Annotated in this window: 9 protein-coding genes; 1 reads left to right on the top strand and 8 read right to left on the bottom strand. The window is 59.2% G+C overall.

All coding sequences use genetic code 11. The annotated features are described in order from the left end of the window. Positions 1-133: 133 nt before the first annotated feature. The 4 genes from ABH15_RS05005 to ABH15_RS04990 all read right to left on the bottom strand — a co-directional run bounded on the left by ABH15_RS05005 (position 134) and on the right by ABH15_RS04990 (position 8,944). Positions 134-3,010, bottom strand: a complete 2,877-nt coding sequence (locus tag ABH15_RS05005; RefSeq protein ID WP_128693293.1) for a hypothetical protein — start codon at positions 3,008-3,010, stop codon at positions 134-136. Between the two features lie 565 nt (positions 3,011-3,575). Next, positions 3,576-5,075, bottom strand: a complete 1,500-nt coding sequence (locus ABH15_RS05000) for a right-handed parallel beta-helix repeat-containing protein (protein ID WP_241648078.1) — start codon at positions 5,073-5,075, stop codon at positions 3,576-3,578. A 394-nt stretch (positions 5,076-5,469) separates the two neighbouring features. Further along, positions 5,470-6,912: a right-handed parallel beta-helix repeat-containing protein gene (locus ABH15_RS04995; protein WP_128693291.1), complete on the bottom strand. Its 1,443-nt coding sequence runs from the start codon at positions 6,910-6,912 to the stop codon at positions 5,470-5,472. Positions 6,913-7,309: 397 nt separating this feature from the next. Beyond that, positions 7,310-8,944 (bottom strand): PGF-CTERM sorting domain-containing protein, encoded by a 1,635-nt coding sequence (locus ABH15_RS04990; protein WP_164913642.1) that lies wholly within the window; start codon positions 8,942-8,944, stop codon positions 7,310-7,312. Positions 8,945-9,581: 637 nt separating this feature from the next. On the opposite strand from ABH15_RS04990, the gene ABH15_RS04985 reads away from it, so the two are divergent. Continuing rightward, positions 9,582-10,823, top strand: a complete 1,242-nt coding sequence (locus ABH15_RS04985; protein WP_128693289.1) for a lipopolysaccharide biosynthesis protein — start codon at positions 9,582-9,584, stop codon at positions 10,821-10,823. A gap of 192 nt (positions 10,824-11,015) precedes the next feature. Here the strand turns inward: ABH15_RS04985 and ABH15_RS04980 are convergent, their stop codons facing one another. Genes ABH15_RS04980 through ABH15_RS04965 form a run of 4 tightly spaced genes read right to left on the bottom strand, consistent with a single transcriptional unit; the run spans position 11,016 to position 16,991 of the window. After that, positions 11,016-12,851, bottom strand: a complete 1,836-nt coding sequence (locus ABH15_RS04980) for a hypothetical protein (RefSeq protein WP_128693288.1) — start codon at positions 12,849-12,851, stop codon at positions 11,016-11,018. Then, positions 12,851-13,984 carry a glycosyltransferase family 4 protein gene (locus ABH15_RS04975; protein ID WP_128693287.1) on the bottom strand — a complete coding sequence of 378 codons (1,134 nt, stop codon included), beginning with the start codon at positions 13,982-13,984 and terminating at the stop codon, positions 12,851-12,853. The genes ABH15_RS04980 and ABH15_RS04975 overlap by 1 nt, the downstream gene beginning before the upstream one ends. Next, positions 13,981-15,165: a glycosyltransferase gene (locus ABH15_RS04970; RefSeq protein ID WP_164913641.1), complete on the bottom strand. Its 1,185-nt coding sequence runs from the start codon at positions 15,163-15,165 to the stop codon at positions 13,981-13,983. Before ABH15_RS04970 ends, ABH15_RS04975 begins: the two co-directional genes overlap by 4 nt. After that, on the bottom strand, positions 15,162-16,991 hold the full coding sequence (locus ABH15_RS04965; protein WP_164913640.1) for an asparagine synthase-related protein: 1,830 nt from the start codon (positions 16,989-16,991) through the stop codon (positions 15,162-15,164). Before ABH15_RS04965 ends, ABH15_RS04970 begins: the two co-directional genes overlap by 4 nt. Positions 16,992-17,381: the final 390 nt, after the last annotated feature.

Raw genomic sequence — 17,381 nt, 5'->3', positions numbered from 1 at the left:
TCGGAAAAAGCGATCTGCAAAAAATACGGGGATGCGGGGGTGTATCCCGCAGACCCCGTGCGGCAGACCGGTTATCGGTTTGCCGCTGTTCTCTGAGAGGTTAGTAATCAGGCGGGCGTTTTGCCGTCTGCCGTCATGCCGGCACGGCGGCAAGGTCGCTGGTGATGAAGAGTTTGTCGAGTTTCGTTCCGTCCTCTCTCCACATCACTTTCAGGGTGTGCTTGCCTGCAGAAAGACCGTACTGACCCACTGTGTTCCAGGTCCAGGTCTTGCTGACGGCAGGCTCCCACTTGAACGCCGCACCACCGTCGATAGAGACCCAGAACGAGTCCATTGTGCTGTCCGGGGCGAGCGTCCGTCCGTGGACGGCGTACTTGCCGGTCGTAGGCACATCGAAGGCATACGTTGCGGTTCCCGTGGTCGGCGCGGAGGCGCGTGCACCGGTGCCGGTCGGGACGACAATATACTTCCCGCCCGATGCGGCAACATCGTTGAGCGCCTGCATGGGTGCGACGAGCGTGCCGCTCTCCGCCTCAATCACAATATCTTTGTCGACCGGGACGACAATCGGTGTGCCGTCGCCGGTTCCCTCAGGAACAAAGGCGGGGTCACTGGAGACAACGACCCTGTCGATCTTTGTCCCGTCCTCACGCAGCATCACCTTCAGGGTGTGCGTGCCGGCGGAGAGGGGGTACGATCCCACTTTGTTCCAGGCCCACTCTGAACTGATGCCGGGCTCCCACTTGAACGCCGCACCGCCGTCGATGGAGACCCAGAACGAGTCGTCCGCGCTCGACGGGGCGAGCGTCCGTCCGTGGACGGCATAGGTGCCCGCGGCCGGTACCGTGAACGAAACGGTCACCGCTCCGTCAGCGGGGGGCGATGCCCGGTTGCCTGCACCCTGCGGTGCCCAGACGTACTTGCCGCCGGATGCGGATGCATCGGATGCGACAACCATCGGGCTTACCGGGACTGCGGACTCCATCTCAATCCAGACCTGGGGGTCGGCGGGAGTCGGAGTCGGCGTTGGTGTGGGGGTAGGGCTCGGCGTCGGCGTTGGCGTCGGGGTCACGATCGGACCCGCTGCTCCGCCGATGCCGGTCGGCACGAAACCGAGGTCGTTCGTTGCGAGGATCTTGTCGAGTTTCGTTCCGTCTTCGCGCCACATCACCTTCACGGTGTGGTCGCCGGGGGTGAAGGAGTACGTTCCGACCTTCGTCCACTGCCAGTCAGCGCTGCTGACCGGGGCGTACCTGAAGGCGGCGGCTCCGTCGACCGAGACCCAGAATGAATCGCTCGCACTGTCCGGAGCGATGCACCGGCCGTAGACGGCGTAGGTGCCTGCGTCAGCGACGCTGATCCGGTAGGTCGCAGTGCCCGCGGTCGCCGGAGGCTCTACCGAGTGGCCGCTTCCCTGCGGTACCCAGATGTAGTTCCCGCCGGATGCGGATGCATCGGCTGCGGCAACCATCGGTGCGGTCACACTCGCAGACTCGGCCTCGTACCAGAGGGACACCGGGTTTTCGACCGGAGTCGGGGTCGGGGTAGGTGTCGGTGAAACCACACCGGATCCGACGACGACACCGGTCGTGTCGACGGCCGATCCGCCGATGACCCGGATGGGGCTCGTGCTGGTCGTGGCGATCGTTCCGGTCACCTTGACGCGCTGGGCGTTCTCAAAGCAGAGGACGATCGACGACTTGCAGTTCTGAGCGTGGATGTCGATCGTGCTGTCGGTCAGCGGGCCGTTCCACATGCCGTAGGCAAACGGATCGTCGGCCGACATCGTCCCTGCGAATTTAGCCGCCGTGATGGTCGACGAGCCCGCATGGAGCGGGTAGCCTGCAGCGCCGTTTAAGTAAAAGTCCTCGACCTTCATGTTCCAGGCCTTCGAGAGGACGATACCCTGACGGACGGCGTCGTTCGAGATGCAGTTCTTCATGCTGATGTCGTGGCCGTGCCGGACGACAAAGCCGTACCAGGAAGCGTCGTCACGGCAGTCCACGAAGGTGTTGTCAAAGCACTGGCTGACACTGCCGCCGCTGACGAGGAACCCGTGTTTGTTGTTGTACGAGTAGCAGTTCTCGAGGTTGCATCCCTTCGGGACGGTGAACCCGGCGCCGAACATACACTTGTCCTTACCCTTCTGGGCGTTGTTGACGCTGACGCAGTCCTTGAAGTTCACGTTCTTGCTGCTCAGGTAGTAGAATCCTTCGAGGTGGAACCCGCTCTCCTGGTTACCCTCTGCGTAGCAACCGACGATCCAGGCACCGTCGAGGTTGTTCTTCTCGAGGATGTCGAATCCGGTCACCCACGGCCCCGTTGAGACGGAGCTGTACCTGCCGCAGTTGATAGCCTCACAGTTGATGTACCGGACGTTCTTGATCAGGTTCGGCGACCCTTCGCCACTGTTCAGGAACCCGTAGCGGCCACAGTCGATAGCCTTGCAGTTCACGAACTCCACGTCTTCGACAACCTTGTTGGCCGCCCAGACGTAGAACCCGCCGATCCGCGAGTTGTCGACCGTCATCGTCACGTTCCGGACACGGGCGTGGTTCGTCTCGATGAGCATGTCGGCCTTGCCGGTCACCTTGAAGTCGGCGAACGTCACATACTGTGAACGGATGCGAAGGCCGCCGTCACCCGGAAACTTCAGGACGGTGGCATCAGGCCCCTCGCCCTTCAGAGTCTTGTATGCACCGGGCTGCAGGTTGCCGGCAACGTTGTAGGTCCCCGCTTTCAGGAGAACCGTCCCGCCGCTGGCAGGGAGAGCATTGAGAGCAGCCTGGATCTCGACGTGGTCGCCGGACCCGTCGCAGACATACCTGGCCGATGCCTTTGCTGCTGCACTGCTGTCGCTTGCTGCAACGATGATAGTCGTCGTGCTTCCGCCGGACTCAGCCCAGTTCGAGCCGGTGGCGGTGCGCAGCTCCGCTACGGCAGCCGCAACTTCCGCATCGGAATAGCGGAGATCATGGAAATCTGTCGATGTCGCTGCTGATGCACTCATCGGCACAACGGCCGATGCAAAACAGAGCACCAGAAATACTGAGATTACTTGTCTTGCTGATAATCGATCTCCCATTACTCACCTCCATTTATGGAGTTGATGCATTATCTATGGAGAATGCTATAAGAAGTTTCTCAATTTTATCTGGATTTTATTATAAGTCGCATGTGCAAAAAAGTCAGAAATTTTGGTTCTTTTTGCTATATCTCAGCGAATCAGAAAAGCGGGTTTTGAGTTAACTTTTAATACTCAGAGCCGGCCGTGCTACAGTATAATGATACGCCCATGTACCGGAGCGATTCGGGAGTACGGAAGGCAGACCGGGATTCTCCACACGCCGTGCCGAAGCCTGCCCGATGAACATGCCGCCTTCCGGACCGTGGAAAGCACGCATACCAGACCCCGTCCGATAGCAGGAATCACGACCGTGCCGCACCGGCACCACCAGGGCATATAACCGCCGGTGATGACCGACCCGACCCTTCCGAAGGGAGACGGGTTTCAATCGGCGTTATGCCAAAACTATCCCGATAATGGCTGAAAAAAGAGAAGGAGTGTCATGGTCTCAATCGATCAGGGGGATCGCGATCGGTTTCCATTCCAGCGTATCGCCGGCGTTTGAGACCACGACACCGCTCGTGTCGACGTTCGAGCCGCCAATGACCTTCACGGCATCGGGGCTGCTCGACGCGATGCTGCCGGTCACGGTTACCCTTTCTGCGTTCTCGAGGCAGATGACGGTATCCGAAGCGCACCCTTCAGCGTTGATATCGATCGTGCTGTCGGTGACCGGGCCGTGCCACATGCCGCCGGCAAAGGGGTCATCGGCAGTCTTGGTTCCGGCGAACTTTGCGGCCGTAACCGTCGACGAACCTGCATGGAGCGGGTAGCCTCCGGCGTTCTTCATGGTGAAGTTATCCACCGTGAGGTCCCAGGCCTTCGAGAGGACGATTCCCTGACGTTCTGCATCGTTCGAGATGCAGTCGGTGATCGAACTGTCGTAGCCGTGGCGGAACATGAACCCGTACCAGGAGGCGTCGTCACGGCAGTTCTTCATGCTGATATCATAGCACTTGCTGATGCTGCCGCCGCTGACGAGGAACCCGTGTTTGTTGTTGTACGAGTAGCAGTTCTCGAGACTGCACCCCTTGGGGGTTGTGAACCCGGCGCCGAACATGCATGCATCCTTGCCCTTCGCGGCATTGTTGACACTGACGCAGTCCTTGAAGTTCACGTTCTTGATGCTTAAGTACGAGAAGCCCTCAAGGTGGAACCCGCTCTCCTGATTACCTTCCGCGTAGCAGCCGACGATCCAGGCACCGTCGATATCGTTCTTCTCGACGATATCGAATCCGGTCACCCAGGGGCCGGTATTGACATAACTGTCCCGCCCGCAGTTGATCGCCTCGCAGTTGATGAACCGGACGTTCTTGACGAGCTTCGGCGACCCTTCACCGCTGTTGATGAACCCATACCGGCCGCAGTCGATAGCCTTGCAGTTCACGAACTCCACGTCTTCGACGACCTTGTTCGACGCCCAGACATAGAAGGCACCGATCCGCGAGTTGTCCACCGTCATGGTCACATTGTGGACGCGTGCATGGCTCTGTGCGACGAGCAGGTCGGCGGTGCCGAGGATCGTGAAGTCTGCAAAGGTGACGTAGGACGAACGGACCCGCGGCCCGCCCACACCCGGAAACTTCAGGACGGTGACGCCGTCGCCGGAACCCTTCAGCGTGGTGTAGGCACCGGGCTGCAGGTTGCCGGCACAGTTGAACGTACCCTCCGTCAGGAGGACGGTTCCACCGGCGGGCACCGCCTTGAGAGCGGCCTGGATCTCGACGTGATCATTGACCCCGTCACAGGTGTAATCTGCCTGAGCCTTTGACGCTTCACCGGCATCGTATGCCGCCACAATGAGCGTCACCGTGCCTGCTTCCGCGGTAGCCCATTCCGAGCTCGCAGTGCGCAGACTGGTTGTGTATTCCGACACTTGTTCTTCGGTCAGGCGGAGATCTTCGAGTGGCGTGGCACTGGTTCCGGCAGCTGCACCGGCCGGCAGCATCGCCGACACCAGGCACAGCACCAGAACCGTGCTTATCACGTTTTTGATGGTTCGTCTGTTTCTCAGGATTTCACCTCCGAAGGTGACATCACTCCATATAATAATAATTTTATAAAAAACTACTGAAAATAAACAGAGGCATGAACGCCAATATCAAAAGGATTGAGGAAATATAACAGAAAAAGGCACAAAAAAGAGAGATCCAGGCAGAGTTTGAAACATAAGTAGGTATAAATAGAGGCTGCTGCATCAGTGCCGGACGACCGGATGTTGTGAGGGATAACCGGGAAAACGCACCGTCGCTCACGGAGCAGAAGCGAGTGCTAAAAAAGATTGATAGTGGTGCTGCCGTGCGATCTCCCCGCGAGAGGGGCAGACCGCAGCACTATTCCGCTTATGCGGCTGCTACCACAGCAGGTGCGCCTGCATCTCCTGCTACAGTGAACCCGGCAGTATCGACCGCCGTTCCGCCGGCGACCCTTACCGGGTCTGCACTGGCAGTGGTAGCGTCGCCGGTGAGGGTGACTCGCTCGGCATTCTCAAGGTACACGATAGTGTCGCAGAGAACGCCCTCGGCGTGGATGTCAAGGGCGCTGTCGGTGACCTGCCCGTTCCACATGTTGTAGGCAAACTGGTCGTCCGATGCCGTTGTTCCGGCAATCTTCACCGCTGCCGTCTCAGAAGACCCTGCGTGGACATTGTAGCCCGCAGTACCGATCAGCCCGAAATTCTCGGTTTTGATGTTCCAGGCCTTCGAGAGGACGAGCCCCTGCCGTGCCGCATCCTTCGACTCACAGTTCGTCAGGGTGCAGTCGTAGCCGTGGCGGATCGTGAACCCGTAGTCCGAAGCCTCGTCGGTACAGTTCACGAAGGTGTTCCCAAACCCCTTGCTGACACTGCCACCGCTGACGAGGTAACCGTGCTTGTTGTTGACCGATGTGCAGTTCTCGAGTGTGGTACCCTTCGGGACCGTAAATCCGGCGCCGAACATGCATGCATCCTTACCCTTCTGGGCGTTGTTGACGCTTACACAGTCCTGGAACCGGACGTTCTTGATGTTCAGGTACGAGAATCCCTCGAGGTGGAACCCGCTCTCCTGGTTGCCTTCCGCGTAGCATCCGATGATCTCGGCGCCGTCGATATCGTTCTTCTCGACGATATCGAATCCGGTCACCCAGGGGCCGGTTCTGACGGAGCTGTCCCGCCCGCAGTTGATCGCCTCGCAGTTGATGTACTTGATATCCTTCACGAGCCGGGGCGTCCCTTCGCCGCTGTTTAAGAACCCGTAACGGCCGCAGTCAACCGCCTTACAGTTCTCAAAGACGGTGTCCTCGACAACTTTGTTGGCTGCCCAGACGTAGAAGGCGCCGATCCGGGAGTTGTCCACCGTCATCGTCACGTTCCGGACACGGGCGTGGCTGTTCTCGATGATCATGTCGGCCTTGCCGGTCACCTTGAAGTCGGCGAACGTCACCGACGGTGCACGGATCCGAAGACCGCCGTTACCCGGATAGGAGAGAACGGTGGCATTCTCACCGGCGCCCTGCAGGGCTTTTCCTTCCCCGGGCTGGATGTTACCGGCACAGGCGTATGTTCCTTCCGTCAGGAGGACGGTTCCGCCAGCAGGCAGGGCATCGAGCGCCTGCTGAATCTCCACGTGATCACTTGTACCGTCGCAGATGTAGCTGGCCTGAGCTTTTGCTTCTTCGCTGCTGTCATATGCAGCCACGACAAGCGTGGTCGGTTCCGCTGCCGCCACACCCGGTGCAAAAACCGGAATGAGGCAGAAGACCAGGAACACTGCAACCAGTCGTTTCATACTTCGCGTGTCTCTCATGCTGCTCACTCCTCACATGGAGGTAGATCTGCATCTCTGAATCGATGTATAAGTAATTATCCTATAATATTATTTTTATAAAAATCGAGATCCCGGGAATAGGGCATATAATAATGGCCGATTTTTATTTCTAGGTGAAAATAATAATCAAAAGATCGGAAGGACATTTAATATACCAGAACTTCGATCAAAATCGGAGCGTTTAAATAATCGCGCTGATCGGCCCGAGTCACGCCCGGCGAGTTTCGAGAAGAGCAGGGAGAAGCAGGCGTTTCGAGACGGGTGAATCTGCGCAGGCCGCCTCTGAGGTACTACGTCCTTTTGAGAAGCGAATCTTCAATTACCGGTCAGAATCCATCCTGAACTGCCTTTCGGAAGAGAGGAGGGGTTAATAGACCTACTTCCTCCGGCGGAGGAGGAAGAGCACGGCAAGACCCGCCAGGGCAAGACCGATACCAAAGCCGGGCTGTTCTGTCGGCGTCGGAGAGACGACCTCTGCCTCAGCGAGGATATCGCAGTTGACATACGCGGTCTTCGCCCCGGTCACGAGAACGTTGCTGACCTTCACCTTCTCCCCGGCACGATTCTCTATTCCGGCGTTGAAGGTCTTCCCGTCTGCATCGGTCCGGATAGTACTGTCCTTGATCCGGATGGTGCCGGCATCAGAGACATCGTTATTCACAAAGATGCCGTAGACGATATCCTTCTGACCGCGAGAGATCACCGTGGTATCGTGCAGCGTGACCTCCCGGCTCTCAGATCCGGTCACCGTCAGGGCATGCGGCCGGGAGGTTATGATCTCGCCGCTCATGGTGACCCCGTATGAGTCCTGAATCAGCACGTCATGATGATCGTCGGCACCGCTTCCGACCGGTGCAGTTCCGGCTCCTTTCTCCGAGGGTCTGCTCTTAAACGCCTCGACACTGATGTTGTGGGATCGATCGATCGTCAGCGAGCGGAACGCCGATCCGATAGCCTCACACTCCTCAAGCGTGAACCCGGATCCGTGATCGACAGTGAACCCGTAGTCGGAACCGGTGTCGGTGCACCGGATAAAGGAGACGTCGTGCCCCCGGACACTCGCACCGTTGATAAGGAATCCGTGCTTGTTGTTCTCCGAAGTGCAGTTCTCAAAGGTGACACCTTTTGAGACGGTATACCCGGCACCGAACATGGACGCATCCTTGCCCTTCTGGGCGTTGTTGACGCTGACACAGTCCTGGAACCGGACGTTCTTGATGTTTAAGTACGAGAAGCCTTCGAGGTGGAACCCGCTCTCCTGGTTGCCCTCGGCGTAACAGCCGATGATCTCGGCCCCGTCGATATCGTTCTTCTCGACGATATCAAATCCGGTCACCCACGGCCCCGTCGAGACGGAGCTGTACCTGCCGCAGTTGATCGCCTCGCAGTTGATGTACTTGATATTCTTCACGAGACGGGGCTCGCCCTCGCCGCTGTTTAAGAACCCGTAGCGGCCGCAGTTGACTGCCCTGCAGTTCTCAAAGACGGTATCCTCGATGACGGTGTTCGCGGCCCAGACGTAGAAGGCGCCGATCCGCGAGTTGTCCACCGTCATCGTCACGTCGCGTACGCGGGCATGGCTCTCGGCGATGAGGATATCGGCAACCCCGATGACGGTGAACCCTTCGAGCGTAACCGACGGGCGGTATATCCGGATCCCGCCGGTCTTCGGAAAGGCAAGCGTAGTGGCATCGGGCCCGGCTCCTTCGAGCACGGTCTTCGCCCGCGGTTCGATGTTGCCGGCGAGGTTGTACGTCCCCGCCGCGAGACGGACGGTGCCGCCGCCGGCGGGCAGCGCTGTGAGAGCGGCCTGGATCTCCACGTGATCATTGACGCCGTCGCAGATGTAGCTCGCTTTCGCCTTCTCGGCTGCACTGCTGCCGCTCGCGGCCACAATAATGGCGGGGTCATCGGCACCGCCGCCCGGATCTGCCAGAAACGGAGCCAGAATCATGCCAAGGATCAGGAGTACTGTTGCAATCAAGAGGATCACGCTGCTGATTAACTTCACTGTCTCACTCCGCTCATGCGTCACACTGCATCCGGTAAGCTGTATGCGGATACCAACGAGGTAACCACCTGTAACCAGTATAAACCATATAAACCTTTCCTCCAGCGAACAGGCTCCCCATCCTCGGGCAAGGGGCATTCAAACCCCCCGGAAGACCAGAATAGCCGGGAATATCCGAAGATATCAGGGCAGACAGTATGCAAAAAGCGTATATAAGGGAGAACTCATCCCGTCGCAGCAGAGACCGCTACGGCATCGGATAATCAGGCTCTCCGGGAATCGTCTGCCGGTCAGCCCCTATAGCCTGAGCAACCACCGGGGAAGGCGACCGCGACCGGCTGCACAATGTATAAATACACGAACGGAGCTACAACGAGACAACCTGCACGGATGCGGACTCGAGCGACCGGAGACGGAAAGGGAAGAGCCGGCCAGGCAAAATCTTCTCCCATCCTTCCCGGTTATCCACACCGCACCGGTTTCGACCGTGGGCCGCGGCGATGGTGACCTCCGCCGGGCTCTCCTGCATACCTCCGGGTATCTTCGGAGGAAACCGGGATCCGCAGGACGATGTCACCATGCACCAGCGTATATACGAGAACTCCAGCACCGACAGACAGGAAAAGGGCGACTGACCATGAACCTTCCCATACCGAAAAGCATCGATGATGTACGGCAGCTTCTCACCGATCCGCTCTTCAAGAACTCGTTCTTTATCCTGTCCTCCAACGTCATGGGGATCATCTTCAGTTTCCTCTTCTGGCTCGTTGCCGCACGGCTGTATCCGAAAGAGGACGTCGGTGTCGCAACCGCTCTCCTGGCGGCAGCCTCGCTGCTGATCCTCCTCACGCGGTTCGGACTCGATCAGTCCATCATCCGGTTCTTCCCGCACGGGAACAAGGATAGAATCCTGAGTACGTCCATTGCGGTCTCGACGGCCTTCGCGCTGCTGCTCGGCGTGGTCTTTATCATGGGTATCGACACCTGGTCTCCCGATCTCCAGATCGTCAAGCTCTATCCGCTGATCTTCCTCGGCATCCTCGGCATCGAGTCGACCACCCACTACGTCGGCCTCTCGTTCCTCGCCATGCGCAAGTCGGAGTATACCTTCATCAGAAACCTCTTTGCGGGGATGCGGATAGTTTTCCTCTACCCGCTTGTATTCTTCAGCGCGCTCGGGATATTCTCATCCTACGGGCTTGCCATAATGCTTTCATTCCTGGTCTCGCTCATCTTCCTCGCCCGCGTCGGGATCAAACCGGCACGTATCGACAGGCCGTTCCTCCGGGAGTCGTTCCGTTACTCGTCAGGCACCTACGTCGCCGGACTCCTCGCCCTGCTGCCGGCTCAGATCCTGCCGCTCATGGTCCTGAACGTCCTCGGTGCAACGGAGACCGCAGACTACTACATCGCCTTCACCATGACCTCCGTCCTCTTCATCATCCCCCAGTCGGTGACGATGTCGCACTTCGTCGAGGGAAGCCACGGCGAGTCCTTAAAGACCATCACCAAAAAATCGCTTGCCGTCATACTCGCGACCCTGACACCCGCCGTCATCCTCCTCTACGTCTTCGGCGGCTTCTTCCTCTCACTCATCGGGAAGAGTTACGTCGAGGGGCTCGACCTCCTCCGGATTATGATCCTCTCGAGTTTCTTCGTCGCATTTCAGCAGACCTACCTCTCCATCAAGAAGATCCAGAAAGACATCAGAGAACTCATCGCCATCAGCGCTCTCTCGTTCGTCCTCCTCGTGGGCTTAAGTTATATCCTGATGCTCGAGTTCGGGATCGTCGGGATCGGGTATGCATGGGTGCTCGGGTACGGCGTGCTCGCCCTGATCATCGGGATACAGATACGCCGGAGCAACTGGCTGAAGTAATCCCCGCCCAGGCGCCCCGCCTCCCCTCACTTCTTTTTCCGGCAGCATATGCCGGGTAACGGTAAGCGTATCGGAGCACAGTGCCTGCACCGCCCGGATGCCGGTCTCACGGTGGGGTCGCCCGCGGCGATCCGCTTCCCCGCACGGCGGACGGCCGTCCCGGCGATACGATGAAAAAGAGGAAGAGAGACGTCAGGCAGCGTTCAGGTCTTTCGGCACCGGGTAGAGATACCAGGTCTCGAACTCCCCATTCGCATAGGTCTTATCAAGACCCGGGTCCCGGGAGAGGCGGACGAAATCCGGAGCCAGGTACTGGTGCACCTGCGGCCGGACGCTCTCGGGGAACGCGAGGTGCGCGTGCCGATTCGTCTCGGTCGTCATCATGTAGAGTGTCCGATCGGTATCGAGCGATATCGCCAGCGTCCTGTTCGTATCGTACCCGAAATGCGAGGGGATATATCGGTCGAGCTGCGGCCGGTTGAAGTACGTGGGCATTCCATAGCCGAAGTAGTACATCTCGTAGCGCCCGAGCGGGAGATCGGTGGTCAGGAGCGGCGTTTGGACATCGGCGCTGGTGAGAAACCAGGTGACGCCGTCGAGCTCCGCTGCAGTGAGCTGAGCGTTCGCCTTCACGATATTCGGGCTGAAATAGACGTTGAAGACGGCAAAGATACTTGCAAGGACGAGGAGAACCACCACCGCCCCGAAGAAGATCTTCTGCACGGCCGGCCGGTCGATAACCCGGTACTTGTGATAGAAGGTATAGCCGCAGAGGACCGGGATCACGACAACAGCGTACCGGGAGACCCTGAGCGGTTCGAACTCAATGAAGTAGCCGACGACCATCGCAACAGCAAACGCCGTTGCAGCGATGACCTGGACGGCGTAGTACGCTTCAAACCGTCGCGCCTTTCCCTTCAGGAAGAAACCGAACACCAGCGCCAGGGCGGCGTATGCGGCGAGGAAGTAGAGGACGAGCTGTCCGTACTGGGCGAGCGCTATCCGGGCGATCCCGGTGAGCGAAAGGTTCGCCTGTCCGGCAAGCCCGCCGTAGTACGAGGCCATCCCCGAACTCTCCCCAAAAAGCCCTTCCAGTACTGCTTTTAGTTTCCAGTCAAGCCCTTCGAACGGATTTAACCAGGTGAAGAGCCCGAGAACGATAGCAAGGATGAAGTAACGGACATCGGGCTCGGGCGTAAGAGAGCCTCTGTCGGCGAATCTCTGCGCCAGGATACCGGTAAGCCCGAAGACCGTAAAGATGATCAGAGCGATGAGTGCGGTGACCGGATGGAAAAAGACGAGGAGGAGCGTCAGCAGCAGTGCGAGGAATGTGAATGCAACCAGCGAGTTCGAGAGGTTCTTCTTGTGATAACACCCGAGCAGGAGCGGGATGAGGAAGATCGAGAGGATCGAAGGATGAATGGACTCGTGGAAGTATGAAAGAAGCAGCGGAACCGAGAACGCCAGAATGAAGAAGAGCGGTCCCTTGCACGGCGAGACCGTCCTGGCGAGGAAGAGCATGAACATGATGAAGGCAAGCGAGAAAAAGATTGCGAGGAAGAGCACCGCCTGTTCGAGCGATATGCCGATGTAGTCGAGAACCGAGACGAGGATATGGACGACCGGATAAAAGTCGTTCGCAGCGAGGTGGCCGGACTCTACGATCGTTCTGCTCCAGCCGATATGCGAGAGGACGTCGTTGTTGCCCCGCCCGTAGAGGACGTATCCCCGTATCGCGGGCAGGCCGAGAAAGATCACGTAGGTTACGAGCAGCGGAACCAGGCCGAAGAGCCAGTACCAGGTCATCTCATCCGCCCGGGTGCCGGACCAGAGGATGAGCAGAAGGCCGAGGAGAATACTCACGATGAGCGCCGCCCAGAAGTAGACGGGGTAAGCATCGTAGATGGAGAGTTCATACCCGGTTGCAGGGCCGGCTGCGAAAACAGAGCCGAGGAGAACGAAGATGCAGGCCATCTGACCGAGGGCAAGTATCTTTGCAAGTCGGTAGCCGGTCGGGACAGAGACCATCAGAGGTCTGCCTCCTGCCGCCAGAGCGCCGCCCGGTACTTCTTCACCGCCTCTTCGAAAGTGAAGGTTGCCTGTATGAGACGCTGCCCCCTTCCCGCCACCTCCGCAAGATCGTCCCGTCCGAGGCACCCGAGGACGGCGGCGGCGATCCCTTCGGGGCTGTTTTCCTCCATGAGGTATCCGGTCTCACCGTCACGGATGATATCCGGAATGGAACCCACCGCTGTCGCGAGAACCGGCGTTCCGCAGGCCATCGCCTCGAGAACGATATTCGGGAGGCCTTCCGAATACGACGGCACGACAAGCAGTTTCAACTCGCCGAGCACCTCCGGCAGCCGATCGCGGGGCACCCAGCCGGGGAGGCGGACGTGGTCGTGGAGGCGATGCTCCTCGATGAGTTCTCCGACCCGTTCGCGCTGAGGGCCGTCTCCCACGATCAGGAACGAAAGATCGCCCCGTTCCTCGAGCACCCGGGGTATCGCCTCGACGAGGTTGAGGATTCCCTTCACCTCGCTGAGGCGGCCGACGTACCCGATGAGGTTCTGCCGTTCGCTGACGGGCTTTGTGCAGCGAAAGGTGTCGAAGTCGAGATAGTGCTCGTGGGCAACCGCTATCTTCGGGGCGAAGGGTTCAAGCCCCCGCTCCGTGACGATCCGGTCGGAATAGACGATGATCGTATCCGCGAGGCGGAAGTTGATCGACGAGAGGAGCGAGAGCGATCCCGCGAGGTTCTCGCCGCCCGCGGCAGGATCACGGGTCGGGAACCCGGCGAGACCGATCGCGGTGCGTGCTCCGGTGACCTTCGCCGCGAGCATCGGAAGGATGAGCCCCTCTCCACCGATGAAGAAGACCCAGGTCTCCACGCCTCTTCCGGCTTTCAGCACGCCGTAGGAGATCCGGAGCTGAGCTTGGACGTATCGTGCTATCTTCCGCCCGAGATTTTCAGAATACTCGTGATCGACGCCGAATACGCGCACCCGCGGATCGTCCCGGAAGGCCAGGTAGCCTTCGTTTCCCGTGATGAGGTGGAGGTCGCCGCCGAGCAGGGCCATAATAGCCACGAGATGGGAGAGCGGCGTGGTGCCGCTCGTCGAGAGCGGGAACGTAATAATGCCAAGATCCGGCCGCTTCATGACCCCCACTCCTCAAGAACCGTAGTATACAGATTCTCCATCCGTTCCACGACACTCCCCCACCCAAACTCTGAAAAGACCATCTCGCGCCCGTTCTCGCCGAACCTCCGCCGGCCTGCATCATTCTCCAGCATATCGACGATTGCTGAAGAGAGTTCGTCCCGGTCGTACCGGACGACGACACCGCCTCGTCCATCGATCATCTCCGCGATGCCGCAGCGGTCGGTGAGAATAGAAGCCGTGCCACAGGCGTTCGCCTCGAGCACCGTATTCGGGAAAGTCTCGTAGATCGAGGGGAGGACGTAGACGTCGGCATCGATATACGCGCTGAGCTTATCCTTCGTCTCGTAGAGCGGGCCGGTGAAGAGGATCCGATCGGCTATGCCGAGGTCGGCTATCTGCTGCTTCAGTGCAGGGAGCAGCCCCCCGTCGGGGCCGACGATGACAAGCCGTGCAGAGTGCCCCATCCGGAGGATATCCGAAAAAGCATCGACTAAAAGGTCAGTGCCCTTGATCCGGTTGATCCGCCCGAGGAAGAGAATGATCTGCTCATCCTCCGGGATGCCGAACGCCTCCCGGAATCTCCCCGGCTGTGGCAGGTTCCGGAAGAGAGAGAGGTCGACCCCGTTCGGAATAGTGACGATCCGATCGCTCTCGACGCCCATCGCCTGGTACTGCTCCACCTCCCGCGGATTGAGAGCGATGACACGGGATGCGTCCCGGAGCATCCGGCTCCCCCAGATGCTGTCAAAGACCCCTTTCAACCGCTGCACCTGCATGATCTTTGGGAGCGATCCTCGCGCCTGCAGCACGTACGGAACGTCGTACTTGCGGGCGTAGCAGGAGACACCGGCGGTCAGGAGTGCCCGATACTCGTTCATATGGATGATATCAAAGGATTCAATCTCCCGCCGGGCAACGACCGGCGAGTAGTAGGGTGTCGGCGGGAGCAGGGACGGCGCATACCTTCGAAGGTTCTCGAAGTAGTAGACCCGGACACCCTCGACATCGACCGGAGCGTTCGTCGCGAGGTCATAGTCCTGGTATGCCCAGTTGGTGGTGTAGACGGTGACCGCATGGTTCCGCGCCGCAAGGTGCCGGGAGAGCTCGTATGTCGAGCGGGCGACACCGCCCGCCTCCCAGATCGGCTTGTAGAAGTTCGCCACCTGGAGAATCTTCATTGCCGCTGTGCCTCCACGTGAGCAAAGCTCTTCCCACTCACGCCGCCCGAATGCCCGAGACCGATCTCCGGGAGCAGCCCCGGAGCCGATGCCTCCGCGCCTGCCGAAACCTCCCCGGGAATCACAGCTTCGTGCTCCCGGAGCGCGAGGGCAAGAACCAGCATCCGGAAGAGATATTTGGAGTTTAAGTAGGGATACTTCACAACACCGGAACAGACGAGCATGCATTCGAGGCGCGCCGAGATACCGGGGCTCTTATCCGCTATATTGCGGAAGATGCGCAGCAAGTTGTACGATCTGTTCTGCGCCCGTATCCTGCTGCCTTCTTCTGTGAGGATCGAATCGACAAAATCCCGGGTCTTCTCCGGGTCGAGCAGCCTTCGGAGAGATGCCGGCGGGTCCTGTATGAGCGCGTCACGGATCAGAGCCTGAATATACGGGTCGCGGTAGATCCTATCGAAACGGGTGCCTTCCGTCATAAGGGGATTCGGAGCGTTCGGATCCCGGAAGAACTCCGGGAACCGATCGCGGTTCATCTCCATGAAGAGAGATTTATTCGTCCGGAGACTGCTCGGAGTGACGGCTATCGCGTCGAGGGTATGCTCAAAGAGGAACGGGGCGAACTGCGGCAGATACATGCGCCGGAAGTATGCCATCGTCTGCAGAAGGCGGGGGCTCCGGTGCCGCCAGAAGATGTACTCGCGCAGGTCATCCATCTCACGGGCAGATGACGGGCACTCCCGGGCATACCGGTTCTGCTGTCTCCGCAGGTAGTCCGCACCCTCCGCAAATGCTTCGGCGAGAAGAATCCGCTCCGGTTGGGGAAACTCTCTGAGTGTGTAGAGATGACTGTCAAGGAAGACCAGATCGAGGTTTCCCGCGGGCATTCGCCCACCCCAGGCCTCGTCTCCACGCAGGATATAGTCATACCGGCGGGAGAGCTCCTGGTAGAACCGGGTGCCGAGGAACGCATCCTGGCTGGCGACCGTGTCGCATTCTCCACCGGTGGCGGCAATCGCCCGGTGGATATCGTCGATGAGGCGGGTCGTATCGGTCAGGTCGGCGTCGTAGAAGAAGTGATCGGCACCGAGCTTTTTTGCGTAATATTCCCCGACCGAGGCGTCGCTTGCAGTCTGCGCATCCCCGAAATTGTAACTCACGGCACCGAAAGGAACCTTCAGCGCATCGAGAAAGCAGAGGAGCGACCGGGAATCCGCCCCGCCGCTCAGCGTCAGAAGCCCTTTTCCGGGAGGGAGCGTTGCAACATCCCGTTCTATCGCTTCGGCGAGTTTCTCTTTCAGGCGCTCTTCACTCTCGTCCGAGGGGTTATAGGTCGCCTGCCAGTAGAACCGGCAGGCGATACCGGCACCGTTGGCATAGACGTACTGCCCCGGCCCGAGGCGGAAGACTTCGTTCCAGAATGTTCCGTCGCCCCAGAGGTGGCCGCTCGCCAGATACTCATAGATAGCACCTTTCCGGATACCCGGCTGCCATCCGTACTTCGCAAGGGCACAGAACGAGAGCGTTTCCGGAGAGACGGCGACATAACTCCCTCCGTCGGTATAGTATACCGGGTGGGTGCTTATTTTGTCTGCGGCCACAACGAGCTCGTGATCCTTCCGGGAGTATACCACCGCCTGGAAGTGACCGTACCAGTCCCGGAAGAACGATCGTACGTCACCGTCGGCAAGGTTTTCAGCGCAGTCCTTGAGAATATCCTCCGTGACGGAACGCCCCTTATACAGCGGCCACCCGTACCATACGACCAGCCAGTCCCCGGATTCGAAGACCCCGTAGGAGTCCTTCCCGGTGTGAAGTATGATCACCGATACTCCGTCCCACCGTGTTATGAGGCGGCGTGAAAGCCCCGACGACTCATACATCCTGTCTGCAATCCCCTCGGCAATCTCCCGGGATAGTCCGGTAGGTTCTCTCTCAAGAACTGCGATGATTCCTGGCGTAGTGGTTTCCCCCTTGAGAATGTTTTTGGTTCTGCCGCACCGGCCGAGCCGTAGCGGATGCACAAATAGCGTCGCGGAAAGCCGGAGCACCGCACCGACCCCCGGTCTGCGCATACCCGTCAGCTGCCCCCGTCCGTGGCGATGGGCGACGCACGCTAACGGGTGTAATAGCAAAAGAGGTATATATACGTTGCCCAGGGCCGGAAGAGCATCCCGGACAATCCGGTTTTCCCCGAAACATGGTGGCAGAAGGTA

The sequence above is a fragment of the Methanoculleus taiwanensis genome, assembly GCF_004102725.1.
Classification (GTDB): domain Archaea; phylum Halobacteriota; class Methanomicrobia; order Methanomicrobiales; family Methanoculleaceae; genus Methanoculleus_A; species Methanoculleus_A taiwanensis.
Note: the sequence above shows the minus strand (reverse complement) of the source record. Positions and strands in the feature narration are given on the sequence as shown.